We start from the raw sequence: 14,191 nt of genomic DNA on the forward strand, positions 1-14,191 counted from the left end.
CAGAATTGTAACTTTTGGCAGGATTAATGGTTCGATGTGTACAATCGAACCAATCCCTACGTTATGTCCCGCACCTATTCCTTAAAAACGATTCAGAAGTTACCTATTACGCTGGATCAGGCCTGGGATTTTTTCAGTCAGCCCGGAAATCTGAAAGATATTACGCCGTCCACGATGGGCTTTGATATTCGTAGCCACCACCATGGCGACCGGATGTACGCCGGACAAATCATTGAATATACCGTAAAGCCCTTATTCGGCATTCCGCTGTACTGGATGACGGAGATTACCCACGTAAAAGATCATGCTTATTTTGTGGACGAACAGCGGTTCGGACCGTACAGTCTGTGGCACCATCAGCACCATTTTCGGGAGATTGCAGGTGGCGTGGAAATGACCGACATCGTGCATTACCGGCTGCCTTTCTGGATTCTGGGAGATATCGCTCACGCGATCATAGCGAAAGATAAACTGCGGGAAATCTTCACCTTTCGTTATCAGAAATCTGAAGAGGTATTCGGAGCCTGGCCGGGTGGACAGTCGCTCAACATTCAGTTTTATTAGGGTACACTCACGGCTTGCTCCGATCACAGATCAGGACAAGCCGTGGTGAAGCGTCTCAGACGCAAAATCCTTACACTCCGATTGCAAATCGGGGTGAGCTTTTATCGTCTGCCTCGTTTTGGTCCGCTGGTGGGCTTTTTGCCGCCCGAATTTTTGGGTCCAGGCCGTCCACCTGGCTTGCTGGCTTTGGGTCCGCCGGGTTTACTGCCGGGCCGACCGGCGGCCTGAGCTTTTTGCCAGGGTCTGGCTTTTTTCTCGTGGAAAGCTCCCTTAAAAGTCGGATCTTCCTTCTTCCGCTGATCATCCACTTCCCGCAGCATATCCTGCCGTTCCTGGAAAGGCGTATTGGTTACTTCGACCGCTTCGGGTAAAAACTCCACTGGAATTTCCTGACCGATGATTTTTTCAATTTTCTCGATGTGGTATTCTTCAGCCTCCGTAACAAAGGTGATAGCCTCGCCGGTACGGAAAGCCCGTCCGGTCCGACCAATCCGGTGTACGTAATCTTCGTAAATCAGCGGTACATCGAAGTTAATAACGTGCGTTACTTCCTGTACGTCGATCCCCCGGGCGGCTACGTCCGTAGCCACCAGTACCCGAATTGTATTATCCCGGAAAGCCTGCATGGCGTTGATTCGCGTATTCTGTCCCTTGTTGGCGTGAATGACCCGAACTTCATCCTCTGAGAAAACCTTCCGTGAAATGAATTTGTGAATATTATCGGCGACTTCCTTCGAGCGAACAAAAATCATCACCTTTTGAAAGGCGGGGTCCTGTAAGAGGTAACCCAGCAGATTGATTTTTGTATGGAGGTTCGGTACGGAATAAATGACCTGATTCACCGTCGTTGCCGTCGTTGCCTGCGGCGTTACTTCAATACGGGTGGGGAATTCCAGAAATTCGAACGAAAACTTCTCCACTTTTTCCGGGAACGTAGCCGAAAACAGTAGGTTCTGCCGTTTGCGGGGAATGATTTCGAGAATCCGGCGAATCTGTGGCATGAAACCCATGTCCATCATCTTGTCGGCTTCATCGAGTACCATCACTTTTAGTTCTTTCGTGATGATGTCGCCGCGAAGGTACAGATCCATGAAACGACCCGGCGTACTGACCAAGATGTCTACGCCAGCCGTAAGGGCTTCAATCTGCGTTTTGGGGCCGAGTCCGCCGTACAGACAGAGTGTCCGTAAATCGGTATATTGGCCCAGTTGCTCAATAGCGTCGCCAATCTGCATGACCAGCTCGCGGGTCGGAGCCAGGATCAGAGCCCGTGGTGCCGAACCCTGAGCGTACTTGACCTTGTACAGAATGGGTAGGACGTAAGCCGCCGTTTTACCCGTACCGGTCTGAGCAATCCCCAATACATCATGACCCGCCAAAATGAGCGGAATGGCCTGTTCCTGAATGTCGGTGGGTTGCTCATATCCGGCCTCGCTTACGGCGTTGAGCAATTGCCGATTGAGGTTAAAATCTTCGAACGTCATCTTCTTATTCCTTCCAACGAAAACACAAAGGTCGCAAAAAGCCTTGGGAAACAGCATAAAAGCGACCAATGAATGGCTAGCCTGAGAGAAATCATTTGGGGCAGCATCCAAACGAATGACTGACTTGATTTTGAAAATGGGCTTTTTGACCTTTAAGAAATAAGGTTTAGTCGCCAAAAACGTTAGAAATACACAGGATCCCGTATTTTTAAGGCATTCATCAGCACTTCGGTAAACAGCTAAGCAGCCCGATGCTGCGTTCATCCCATTGTATGTTTCATCTTCCTAATGTTCGGGCCCTTTCACTGGGTCTGCTTCTAAGCCTACCTGCCGTATCTGTCATGGCCCAGAAACTGGGGCCGCTGACCGTCGAAAAAATCATGCGGGATCCCAAATGGATGGGCGTTTCGCCGAGTAATCCCTACTGGGCCGAAGACGGTTCCAGGGTTTATTTTTCCTGGAATCCCGAAGGAGCCAAAGGCGATTCGCTCTATGCTTACGAACTCGCCAGCAAAAAAATTACGAAAGTAAGTGTAACCGATCGGCAGCGTATACCGAGCGAATCGGGGAAGTACAATCAGGCGAAAACCGTAAAGCTGTACGAAAAGAACGGCGATCTGTTTTACCTCGACTTGGCTACCAAACAGATTCGCCAGCTGACGAATACGGTTGAAAATGAAAGTAATCCTACGTTCAGTAGCGATGAAAGACAGGTGATCTTCCGTCGGGGCATGAACCTGTTTTCCATGTACCTAGCTTCGGGTGAAATCAATCAACTGACCAACTTTTTGTCGGGTAGTAAGAAAGCTGATCCGAAAGCCAACGAACAGGAAAAATGGCAGAAAACGGATCAGTTAGCGATGTTCGAAGTTTTGAAGGAACGGGCCGATAAGAAAAAGGACGCCGCTAAAATCACCAAAGCCGAACAGCCCAAGCGGCCTAAGGAATTTTACCTGGAAGAACGGAACCTGATGGCTCCCACGGCAGCTCCCCACGGAAAATACGTGACTTTCCAACTGGTAAAATCGGCGGCAGGAGCGAAGAGCACGATTGTGCCTAACTACGTCACCGAATCAGGATTCACGGAAGACATTCCGGCCCGCACCAAAGTAGGGGCACCCCTGGCTTCGCATCAGTTGTTTTTGTACGACATCGAAAAGGATACCATCCGCGAAGTGAGTGCAAAAGACCTGACGGGCATTACGGAGCAGCCTAAATACCTGTCGGAGTATAAAGCGGATACTACGTCCAAAAAATCGAAGGTGCGTCCGGTACAGTTTTTCGGAACGAACTGGTCCGAAGATGGTACGTATGCCGTGGTGATCGTTCGTTCGCAGGATAACAAAGACCGCTGGATTGCCCAGCTCGATCCCGCTACGGCGAAACTAAAGGTACTTGACCGCCTCCGCGATGAGGCCTGGGTAGGTGGTCCCGGTTCATACGCACTGACCTGGCTGGATAAGGAAACGTTACTGTTTCAGTCGGAAGCGACGGGATACTCGCATTTGTACAGCATCAACCTGCGTACGAATGAACGTAAGCAGCTCACGAGTGGCAAGTTCGAAGTACAGCAGACGGTTCTATCCAAGGATAAAAAGACGATCTACTTTCAGTCGAATGAGGTACACCCCGGAGAACAGCACTGGTATAAAATGGCGGTTACGGGCGGTGAACGCGTGAAGCTGACAACCGGTATGGGAGCCCATGAGGTAAGCCTTTCACCGGATGAAACGAAACTGCTCATTCGTTATTCAACGCCTACGCAGCCTTGGGAACTGTATCTACAGGAAAACCAGGCGGGAGCGAAAGCGGAAAAAATCACAAATTCACTGTCGGATGAGTTCAAATCCTATGTCTGGAAAGAACCGCAGGTCATCACGGTAAAAGCCAGCGACGGACAGGATATTTACGCACGTCTGTACGTACCGAAGAAGAAAAACGGGGCGGCGGTCATCTTTGTCCACGGAGCCGGATACCTGCAAAACGCTCACAAATGGTGGAGTCAGTATTACCGGGAATATATGTTCCATAACTTACTGGTCGATCAGGGCTTTACGGTACTGGACATGGATTACCGGGGCTCGGCGGGCTACGGTCGCGACTGGCGAACGGGCATTTATCGCTTCATGGGAGGTAAGGACCTCGACGATCACGTAGACGGGGCGAAGTATCTGACGCAGAAACTGGGTATCAACGCCAAACGCATTGGGATGTACGGTGGTAGTTACGGCGGGTTTATGACGCTGATGGCTTTGTTCACCAAACCCGGCGTATTCAAAGCGGGGGCGGCTCTCCGGCCCGTAACCGATTGGGCGGCGTACAATCACGGCTATACGGCCAATATTCTGAATGAACCCCAGACGGATTCGCTGGCGTACCGTCGCAGCTCTCCAATTTATCACGCCGCTGGTCTGAAAGATAACCTACTCATCTGTCACGGGATGGTAGACGTAAACGTGCATTTCCAGGATGCTGTACGTCTCTCGCAGCGACTGATTGAATTGCGAAAAGAAAACTGGGAACTCGCCGCTTATCCCATGGAAGACCACGGATTTGTAGAGCCTACCAGCTGGATGGATGAGTACAAGCGGATTTTGAAGTTGTTTCAGGAGAAGTTGAAGAAGTAAGATTTACTTTAAGGTTATTTTATCAAACCCCGTACGCAGACCTGCGTACGGGGTTTGTTGTTGTCGTATAAATAGGATCTTTTACCTAGCTCGTATGAGTCAGACCGAATTTCGTCCCGCAGTCGCGGCTGACTAGTAGCTGGTGAGCCTTCCAGGCTGGACCTCTCCACGACTAACGCCTGCTCTGGGCCACCGCGTTTCGGCTATTGTAGGTCGCTCCGTTGCTCAGGAGCGGGAGAGGTTTTCTTCTAAAGGCAATTTATTTAAGTTTATTAGTTAGTGGTTGGTAGTTATTAAAGTTCAATCGGAAACCTTCATGGACGACTTAAATCCAGGCCCCGTCCTATCGCGATAAGTCGCCTTTTTCATCCGCAATGCGGTGGCTTAAAGCGGGATGAAAAGAGCGACGTTCGCGATATGCACTAAAAGATCAGCCATCTCAGCGGGACGAAAGACTGCATCTATATTATTTAAATTCACCAATCCTTGTAATATAATATTCCAACAAGCTCAGGTACAGCTTTTTCTACACCTCTGTAAACCAACCCTAAAAACACCCGATTATGGGAAAGCCTATTTCACGGCCCATGCACGGCCTAGCTGATTATGCGTATGTACCGCTTGTGGCCCTGGCTCCTAAACTGGCCGATTTTGAAAAGGAAAAAGCCGCTGTCAGCTTATGTGGTCTTTTGAGTAGTGGAGCCTTAGCCTATACTTTAGGTACCAAGGCCGAATGGGGCGTCCTGCGACTATTACCCTTCAAAAAGCACTTAGCTATTGACTTTTCGGCGGGACTTTTGGCACTGGCGGCACCCTGGCTTTTTGGTTTTGCCAAACACAAAAAAGCCCGTAATACTTTTCTGGCGATGGGCGTCATTAGTTTGCTCGCCAGTTCATTAACGAAGCCCGAAGAAATGGACGAATAGCAGACTATTGCGTCAAAAACGGATTGCTAAAGGCGGGATTCTGTAAAAACTCCGTGTCCGTAAGTGTATGTAGGAAGGCGATCAAATCTTTCTTTTCGGAAGAGGTCAGATGCATGGGACCTTTTAAGTCCGTACTGAGCGTACGGCTGGAAGCCATATGCTCACTGTAATGATCGATGACTTCCTCCAACGTCCGGAAGCGACCGTCGTGCATGTACGGACCCGTCACGGCAATATTCCGAAGCGTCGGTACGCGAAAGCGGGCAAAATCGGCGTCAAAGCCTGTTACTTCCTGCCGACCAGGATCGAGCGGTGAGGCATCAAGGCCATTATTGTGAAAGACGTTCTGGAAAAACTGGGCTCCGCCGTGACAGTGAGCACAATTCGCTCCGCGTATACCTTTGGCTACGTTGGAGGTTCGCATGAATAGATCCATGCCTCGCTTTTCGGCGGCGGTTAGCGTGTACTGATGTCTCAGGTACTGATCATACGGAGCCTGAGCAGAAATCAACGTCCGCTCAAACTGAGCCAGAGCTTTGGCCATCAGAAGGGGCGTAATGGAGTCGGTGCCAAATGCCCGTTTGAATTTTGGGGGATAAAAAGCCGTTTGTTGCAGTTTACGAGCCGCTTTCTCGGGAGCTAGTCCCAGTTCATCCGGATGAGCCATGGGAATCAGAGCCTGATCTTCCAGCGTGGGTGAGTGACCATCCCAGAAGAAATGACGTACCCAAAGCAGGTTCGCCAGCGACATGGAATTGCGGGCCGTGGTGCGTCCATTCACGCCGATACTCAACGCAAAACCATCGGTAAACGCCCGATTTTGCTGATGGCAACTGCTACAGGAGATGGTATTGTTCTTGGAAAGCAGGGAGTCGTAAAACAGAAAACGCCCTAGGGCCACGCCTTCCACGGTCATCGGGTTATCCGCCGGAATCGTGTAGCGATGCCCAAAAGAAGCCGGAATAGTAAGCGTATAGGGAGTATCGTTGCGGAGGTTAAAGGCCAGCACCACCGCACTACTCAGCAGGATCAACCAACGAAGCATACGTATCGACGAGAAGAAAAACGAGTCTACCTGTCCGGTTGCGGCCTTTCCGGCAAATGGAAAGTGAAAATAAACATTCTCTGGCAAACAAAAATCATTTGGCAAACCGGATTTCAATTTCCCTTACTTCCCGAATCCAGCGGGCGGGTTTCTTTTCGCCGGGTACTACGATTCGATACGGACCTAGGCCAGCGGGTAAGGGAGTACCGTCTACGGCATCGGCGAGTACGATAGTTCGCGTACTAAACTCTGGGTCGAGTTCTGGTAAAGCAAACAAGACCTCATACCCATCGGCGGCCCGTACCAGAGCGTATTTAACCAGATTTTCCCCGCGAAGTTGCCCGCCTACGGTTACCCCGGCTTTTTTGAGTAGCTCAATCAGCGGTATGGCCGAATAGTGGTGTTCTTTCTGGTCTTTGTCTACGGTTCTTACTTCTGTATGCGGCAGAGCTTTCAGATCGGAAGCCTGTAGTTGAAGCGGAGTATTGACTTCACCCGTAACCTTCAGAACCACCTGAGCTGATACATTCCAGGACCATACAAGAAAACCGAACAAGGACAGTAACTTTTTCATGCGACAGGAACGGGAATAGGTCTAAAGTTATCGTTATGTTTGAATGAATATAACGACCAAATGTAACGAATTGTTTAAAACTCTAGACTAGGGCTAGACTACTGGGAACCATCTATCTTTTCCGCTGTTTACTAGACACGAGTAAAAAAGCGTCTTTGCTTCCCGAACGTATGAATCAAACATCTACTTTAACCGATACTTCAGACACTTCTCATCAACAGTATCCCTGGTTGATCGCGGTTTCCGGGTTATTCATTCTCATTACCATCAATGGGCTTACTACTTCTTCGTTGTCGGTGTTTGATGAAGTTGTTCAGCGGGAGTTTCACTTGAGTCGGAGCGTACTGAAGTCCCGGGAAACGGTTACCTACGCTGTTTCGGCTCTATTCATTTTACTGTCAGGTTGGTTGATTGATCGGATTGGGGTAAAGAAGTTACTGCTGAGTGGATTAACCTTAATGACCCTGGCTCTGGGCGGCTACGGGTTCGCTCGTAATCTGACGGATTTGTATATTCTGCACGTACTGCTTGGACTGGCGTACGTTTCGGCGGGTTCAGTGGCCGTAGTGATTCTGGTTTCGTCCTGGTTTCAGAAAAAACGCGGATTAGCCCTGGGTATTACGCTGGCGGGCACAAGTTTGGGTAGTGCCATTTTTCCGCCCTTACTTACGAATCTAATTCATACGCACGGCTGGCGGGAAGCTTTTCACTGGCTATCGTTTGTCCCCCTGGTGCTGTTCGTTTATACGGCTGTCGTTGTGCATAGTACCCCCGAAACCGCCGGCATGCAACCCTACGGACGAGGGGCGACGGAAGAACCACTGGTAAAGGAGGGGCGAACGTATGCCGAAGCCCTACGTACGCCCTTGTTCTGGTTGATTGCTTTGTGCGGATTTCTTTCGTTTTTGGGAATTGTCGGCTTGGTTTCCAATCTCTTTTTACAATTACGAAGCGTTGGATTCGATTCCGGGCAAGCGGCCTGGACGCTATCGCTGTATTTCACGTTAGCATTGGTAGGGAAATTTCTGATTTCCTGGATTTCTGATCTGGTGTCCCTCTATCCTCTGTTTACCGGCTGTCTGTTGGGACTCATGGTCGGAGCAGTAGGCCTGGCTTCGCTGACGCCGAGTCTAATTATTCCTTCCGTAGGATTGGCGGCCTTAAGCTGGGGCGGCGTTTTCACTCTGTACAACGTATTGATTGTTCGATCCTTTGGCTTGAAAGCAGCCGGGAAGATCAACGGTACCATCAGCTTATTCGAAAACTGCGGTTCACTACTGGGACCACTAGTGATGGGCTGGCTCTTCGAAACCTCCGGCTCGTACCAGCAAGCCTTGTACCTGACGGCTGGCGTTTTTGGACTAACGGCCTTTCTTTCCCTGTTTTTCTTTCGGCGAGCACCCAAGGCGTACGTTTCATAGGAAGGCTCCCAAAGGGAGCTGATGATGGGGATGATTTGAGTTAAGAATCGACTAATCGTTTGGCTAAACTTAGGGATTCTACTACTTTCGTTGCGACGGAGGTAGGGAATAAAGTCCTGGATACCAGCGACGAATATTTCTTTTTACACGGTTAATCTCCAGAAAATTACGTTAAAACTACTTCGGCAGACACTTATTCCTCAACCGAAGCGTTTAAGAATCTGAAACCAATTTGGAGAGAGTGAATTCGATGAGAGCCCTTTTAGTAGTGTGGACCATTCTGGGGGTATTTCCGAACGTTTTCGGACAGACCTCTCAGTTTGTTAGTCAGTCCCATCCCCTAACCAAATCAAATTCTGAAGCCCGTTCGACGGTAGCTAAAGACAGTGACAAAACATCCCTGCACTGTATTCCGCTGTGGGGTGAAAAAAAGAAATCCGCCCAGCAAATCAAACAAGACGAAGCCTTTTTAAAGGCCTGTGACGAGAATTTCGGTAATCGGGCCGAAGCCAGCCGGTTTTTTGCCGAGCGTGGCTGGGAGTACATCGCCGAAGGTGAGCTGGATACAGCTTGCTACCGCTTCAACCTGGCCCAGTTGCTGAACACGAAAAACAGCGATGCGTACTGGGGTTTAGGGGTTGTTTGCCATCAGAAAGGACAAGGAACCGAGGCCATCCGTATGTTGAGCAAAGGAGTCGCCTGCGATTCTGCTAATTCGATGTTACTCGATGATCTGGCGACGCTGTACATTCAGCAACATCAGCAATCCGGTCAGGCTCATGATTTGGACGAAGCGTTTACCTTACTCAATCGTTCCGTACAGCTGGATACGACTAACGCCACGACGTACCTGAAACTGGCACTGGCCGAGTACCAGCGAAACAATTTTGATAAAGCCTGGGAACACCTGCACCAATGCCGTCAGCTGGATGTACAGGTCCTCGACTTCAATTTCATCGAGCAGCTTTCGGCTAAACAGGCCGATCCAAAAGGCGTATTTAATTCCGGAAAAAACTAAGTAATGATAGCGGATAATGAAAAAGGCGTAGCACGACTCGTGTTACGCCTTTTTCATTATTCAAAGTAACGCCATTGAAGATAAGTACAGAGCCCTTCCAGTTCCGGGAAAATTGAAAAAGCGTTAACGCCTAGCGTATCCAGATCGGTACGAATTTGCTTCAAACAGGTGGACGGAATTTTTACCTTGATCAACTTCTCCGTATACGAGTCGATTTCGTTCATGTACTGCTTGGTCAGTAGTTCCTGAGACGACGCGACGCTAAATACACCCGACTGATTATTGATCCGTTGCTTGATAATCCGGGGTCGTACCAGCTTAGTTTGCGGCACCTCGAAAGGGTGCATCGTTTCCAGATTGGCCGCAAAATCTTCTTCCTGAGCCATTAAAATCCACACTACGCTGTACGACGAAGCCCCTAGCGATTCGCCCGTAGCGAACCACAGGGCCGTCAGGGCATTGTTTGACCAGTCGAGCAAACGCGTGGGTAAGGTAAAATGCTGGCCCAGCGTCAGGTAATCCCAATCGTCCATGGGGCGGTGCGGCTCAATGAGCAGTGGATTTGTTCGCTTGAATTCCTGTAAAAGCGTTTGTTCCACCTGCAAAATGTCACCTTTGGCTTTCAGGCGGCAAATCTTGGGAAGCAGGGGATGATCGAACGTTTGTCCGCGAAAAAGAAAATCAATCGAGTAGCCCTGCTGGCTGTGTTCGTCTTTACTCTGCTTAATGAGCGTGAGGTACGCTTCAATCGTACTTAATTCAACTTCTTTCATGGCTGGATCGGTGGAAAATCTTGGTATTCAGTACGTACTTCTCATTCGATGTGGAGGATTTCCTTAGCCAGATGAATCATCCGTTCGCTGCCCGTGTATTTGCCTTTTTCGTCGGATAGCTTGACGACCTCGGTCCATTCTCCTTCACCCGGCTGGGCCTCCGTCATTTTAATTACAATGTTCATGGCTTTAGGGCCGACGTCATTGGTCAGACTGGTACCGATGCCAAACGACATGCCGATGCGACCCCGACAGTGTTCGGCAATGCGTACGACTTTTTCATAATTGAGTGAATCAGAGAAGGTGATGGTTTTCGACAGCGGATTGATCCCCATGCGTTGGTAATGCTGGATGACTTTATCGGTGAATTCGAGCGGATCGCCACTGTCGTGCCGGACTCCATCGAAGAGCTTGGAGAACATCTTGTCAAACTGCTGGAAAAAGACGTCCGTTGTGTACGTATCCGATAGGGCAATGCCCAAATCCCCGCGATAGACCTGTACCCAATGTTCCAGTCCTAAAGCATTCGACATCTTAAAACCGTACCGGGCTGCGTGGAACATAAACCATTCGTGGGCGTGCGTACCAATGGGTTTGGTCTGATACTGCATGGCCATGTGTACGTTGCTAGTTCCGACAAATGAACCCGCCCCGTACTGTTGCAAAGCCTGTAAAACCAATCGATGTACCCCATACGAATGGCGACGGCGGGTGCCGAACTCAGCTACCGTAACGTTCAGATCGCGGTAATTTTCAATCTTCTGGCGAGTATTCTCTATCACTTCCGCATCACTAATTCGCTTCAGATGATTCAGTTGATAGTACAGTTCACAGATTAGCGACATGAGCGGTACTTCCCACAAAATGGTACGGTACCACAGGCCTTCAACGCGTACTTCCAGTTCTTCGCCGGTTTGGATGATGTGTACTTCTTCGGGATTGTATCGGTAGCCGGCCAGAAAATCCAGATAGACGGGGTCGAGGTAAGGGCAGGTAACTCGGAGAAAGTGTTTCTCTTCGCGGGTCAGTTGCAAAGAAGCCATGGCATCAACGGCTTCCCGCAGAGCTTTGGCAAAGCCGGGCGGAAACGCATGTTTTCCCCGATTAATGAATTGATAACGGGCTCGGGCCGATGGAAAGAGCCGAATAACTCCCTGCTGCATAGTGAACTTGTAGAAGTCATTATCTAGCAGGGAGGGAAGGATGGAAGGCACAGACATGGAAACGCAGGGCTAATGGAAATGATAGTTTTTCCATAAAAGTTATGCCCGGAGTTTTAAACCGTACCAGTAAACAGTTAGGCAGGTGTAGCAGAGGCGGTGGGAGCCGTCAAGCCCATCTTTTTGCGGTACTGTTTCGTGAGCCGGCTAATGACAAAACCAACGGCTACACCTGGACCAATCCACAGCAGAAGATTGACGAAAGAAGGCATATCAGCGGGTAAGAAACGGGGACCTACATTGACCAGAAAGGCGGTTAGCGTAGCGGCATACGAAGCCAGCATTCGACCCAGGTGCGTAAAGAACCAGTGCATGCGTTGAGGCTGTACCCGTCCACTAAATACCTTGTAATCGTTCCCGCCATTGGCCAGACAAAGAGCGGTCAGGAATAGAAACAAAATGCCTTGGTAGGGTTGTTGTACCGTAAATCGCTGGATACTCCAGGCCAGCGTCACTAGCCCGAAAAAGCTTACGCCGTACATCGCAGCCCAGTCCAGTTGGGCAGGTGGTGTATCTGATTTTTTGCGTAATAAAATTCGTTTTCCGGTGAAGGTCTGGTAAAAGCTACCGACGGCTACGGGTAGAAAGAACTGCATTTTCAGCGAAAGCGGATCCAGTACAAATAGGCCCACGGTCGTAATGAATACGCCAAACATGGCCCAGTAATATATCAGGCCCCAGAAGTTATGTAAGCGGCCCCCTTTGCGGGCAATCATGGGGACTAGGCCACTAAGTAAAGCAGTAAAACCACAGATAACGTGAATGACGAGGATCGAAGCCTGAAGCGTTTTCATAAGAATTGCATGGTTGACAAGACCCTACAAACGTAGAGCTACGACGAAAACATGTCAAATCAATGGGTTGATTATCAAGATGCTGGGACGTTTGACAAAGCCAGGGGCCGTTCAGCAATCCTTCGGGATGTTTGACAAGGTCAGTGAAAGCGTTCAGTGACCAGTTCGGAATACTTGCGAGCAACGGGGACAAGCGTTTCCAGCGATCGCAGATGGAGTTTGTACCCCTGAGCGTTCCCACTCACCCGTTCCACACGGTGCAAATTGACAATGTAGGAACGATGACAGCGGACGATGAAGTCGTAGGGGATTTGCGTTTCCAGTCGACTCAGACTACTCCGGAGCAGTTCCTTGCGGAGCTGACCATTTTCCTGAAAAACGATTTCCGAGTAATTGTCCGCTGACTCAATGTACAGCAATTCGGTCACGGGTAGGCGTAGCTGATCTTTTCCGTTTTCCGCCGTGAACTGAATATACTGTTGGGTTTCGGTAGCGATTTCCTGCGGGGAGAGGGGCTCCGGCTGGGGGGGCTGACTGTACTTCTTAAGCTTTTTGACGTACGTGGTAATGGTAAAGGCCGTCGTCGGAAAAACGCCAATAATCAACGTAAACCCAATCATGGAAAGTAAACCCGGAATATGTCGAGATATTCCAAAAACGCTCGTGGTGTAAAAGTAATTAAGCACGGCAATGCCCAGAAAATGGCCCAGTATAAAGACGATGTTGCGACCAACCGTCCAGCGTTCCTCCCGAAACCACGCTGGAAATAGAGCCGGTAAGGCAAAGTAATTGGTAACCAGTACCAGCGAAGTAATGACTCCAAAACCCGCAAGAAACAGGTACTTCCCGGGCATGACGACCCGGGCGGTTCCAAAAGGCTGAAAAATAATGATAAACAGCCCCACGAATAGACCCGCTCCGATAGATAGCCACCAGGTAGCGGCATCACGCTCGAAGCGGGGATGGGGCTGAGCCAGAATCGAAAACATACGAGTTATCCCCGGATTTGCTCAATAAACATACCGATGACGGGTGGATAAGCCGCAATGGCAAAAGCAATACCGTACAAAGCTCCCCACAAGTGAGCCGAGTGATTGATATAACCCGCTCCCCGCCGGGATTCCCAGTAGGAATAGGCCAGATAAAGTCCACCGAAAATCCAGCCCGGAATGGGGATGGGAATGAAAAACAGGTACAGTGACGTCGTGGGAGCAAACATAATCCCCGCGAAAATGACGGAAGATACCCCGCCCGAAGCCCCGAGGGAATTGTAGTTGGGATTATTCCGGTGCTTGAAGTATGTGGGCAGGTCGGAAATAATAATACCGCCAATGTACAGAGCTACATACAGCAGATTTCCCATCGGCGAAATCTGCGAGAAAATGCTTTCCACCAGACCGCCGAAAGAATACAGCGAGATCATGTTAAAGGCCAGGTGACCAATATCGGCGTGAATAAAGCCCGACGTAATAAACCGCCAATACTCGTTCCGGCGATTGACTTCGTACGGATTCATTACCCAGCGACGCAGGATGGATTCGTTATTCCAGGCGTATAAACTGGCACCTACGGCCAGTAGTATAAACAGTAAGGTCAGACTCAGATTCATGGTAGCAATACAAAACGATCTTTCAGTCGAAAGATAAGGGTATTTTGACGCGTAAAAATAGCTGTTTTCACGGGGGGATAGTGATTTTACGGATTTTACAGTAATTTCCGTCCGGGCCGCAACCTGTTATCCACTA

At 49.6% G+C, this 14,191-nt stretch carries 13 protein-coding genes; 5 read left to right on the forward strand and 8 right to left on the reverse strand.

Features of this window, described 5'->3' with window-relative positions; all coding sequences use genetic code 11:
- The first annotated feature begins 63 nt into the window (after positions 1–63).
- Positions 64–564, forward strand: a complete 501-nt coding sequence (locus C5O19_RS00865; RefSeq protein WP_104709492.1) for an SRPBCC family protein — start codon at positions 64–66, stop codon at positions 562–564.
- Between the two features lie 101 nt (positions 565–665).
- Here C5O19_RS00865 and C5O19_RS00870 read toward each other — a convergent pair whose 3' ends face one another.
- Positions 666–2,048 carry a DEAD/DEAH box helicase gene (locus tag C5O19_RS00870; RefSeq protein WP_094816471.1) on the reverse strand — a complete coding sequence of 461 codons (1,383 nt, stop codon included), beginning with the start codon at positions 2,046–2,048 and terminating at the stop codon, positions 666–668.
- A 272-nt stretch (positions 2,049–2,320) separates the two neighbouring features.
- Between C5O19_RS00870 and C5O19_RS00875 the strand changes: the two genes are divergently transcribed.
- Both C5O19_RS00875 and C5O19_RS00880 read left to right on the forward strand, forming a co-directional pair.
- The gene (locus C5O19_RS00875) at positions 2,321–4,675 is read left to right on the forward strand and encodes a prolyl oligopeptidase family serine peptidase (RefSeq protein WP_104709493.1); all 2,355 of its coding nucleotides are present in this window, start codon (positions 2,321–2,323) and stop codon (positions 4,673–4,675) included.
- 563 nt (positions 4,676–5,238) lie between these two features.
- Entirely contained in the window at positions 5,239–5,601 is a 363-nt protein-coding gene (locus C5O19_RS00880; RefSeq protein ID WP_104709494.1) for a hypothetical protein, read from the forward strand.
- 4 nt (positions 5,602–5,605) lie between these two features.
- Here the strand turns inward: C5O19_RS00880 and C5O19_RS00885 are convergent, their stop codons facing one another.
- Together C5O19_RS00885 and C5O19_RS00890 are read right to left on the reverse strand one after the other, a co-directional pair.
- Positions 5,606–6,646: a cytochrome-c peroxidase gene (locus C5O19_RS00885; RefSeq protein ID WP_104709495.1), complete on the reverse strand. Its 1,041-nt coding sequence runs from the start codon at positions 6,644–6,646 to the stop codon at positions 5,606–5,608.
- A 94-nt stretch (positions 6,647–6,740) separates the two neighbouring features.
- Positions 6,741–7,220: a molybdopterin-dependent oxidoreductase gene (locus C5O19_RS00890; RefSeq protein WP_104709496.1), complete on the reverse strand. Its 480-nt coding sequence runs from the start codon at positions 7,218–7,220 to the stop codon at positions 6,741–6,743.
- A gap of 170 nt (positions 7,221–7,390) precedes the next feature.
- Between C5O19_RS00890 and C5O19_RS00895 the strand changes: the two genes are divergently transcribed.
- Both C5O19_RS00895 and C5O19_RS00900 read left to right on the forward strand, forming a co-directional pair.
- Positions 7,391–8,641: an MFS transporter gene (locus C5O19_RS00895; RefSeq protein WP_104709497.1), complete on the forward strand. Its 1,251-nt coding sequence runs from the start codon at positions 7,391–7,393 to the stop codon at positions 8,639–8,641.
- Between the two features lie 250 nt (positions 8,642–8,891).
- Positions 8,892–9,659, forward strand: a complete 768-nt coding sequence (locus C5O19_RS00900; protein ID WP_104709498.1) for a tetratricopeptide repeat protein — start codon at positions 8,892–8,894, stop codon at positions 9,657–9,659.
- A gap of 56 nt (positions 9,660–9,715) precedes the next feature.
- Here C5O19_RS00900 and C5O19_RS00905 read toward each other — a convergent pair whose 3' ends face one another.
- The 5 genes from C5O19_RS00905 to C5O19_RS00925 all read right to left on the reverse strand — a co-directional run bounded on the left by C5O19_RS00905 (position 9,716) and on the right by C5O19_RS00925 (position 14,055).
- Positions 9,716–10,432, reverse strand: a complete 717-nt coding sequence (locus C5O19_RS00905) for an FRG domain-containing protein (protein ID WP_104709499.1) — start codon at positions 10,430–10,432, stop codon at positions 9,716–9,718.
- A 41-nt stretch (positions 10,433–10,473) separates the two neighbouring features.
- Complete coding sequence (gene pncB, locus C5O19_RS00910) at positions 10,474–11,652, reverse strand: nicotinate phosphoribosyltransferase (RefSeq protein ID WP_104709500.1); 1,179 nt, start codon at positions 11,650–11,652, stop codon at positions 10,474–10,476.
- A 77-nt stretch (positions 11,653–11,729) separates the two neighbouring features.
- Positions 11,730–12,446 (reverse strand): hypothetical protein, encoded by a 717-nt coding sequence (locus C5O19_RS00915; RefSeq protein ID WP_104709501.1) that lies wholly within the window; start codon positions 12,444–12,446, stop codon positions 11,730–11,732.
- A gap of 140 nt (positions 12,447–12,586) precedes the next feature.
- A complete protein-coding gene (locus C5O19_RS00920; protein WP_104709502.1) occupies positions 12,587–13,435 on the reverse strand; it encodes a LytR/AlgR family response regulator transcription factor in 849 nt (282 codons plus the stop codon).
- Positions 13,436–13,440: 5 nt separating this feature from the next.
- Positions 13,441–14,055 (reverse strand): rhomboid family intramembrane serine protease, encoded by a 615-nt coding sequence (locus C5O19_RS00925; RefSeq protein ID WP_243406297.1) that lies wholly within the window; start codon positions 14,053–14,055, stop codon positions 13,441–13,443.
- Between the last annotated feature and the right edge of the window lie 136 nt (positions 14,056–14,191).

The sequence above is a fragment of the Siphonobacter curvatus genome (assembly GCF_002943425.1).
GTDB classification, from domain to species: domain Bacteria; phylum Bacteroidota; class Bacteroidia; order Cytophagales; family Spirosomataceae; genus Siphonobacter; species Siphonobacter curvatus.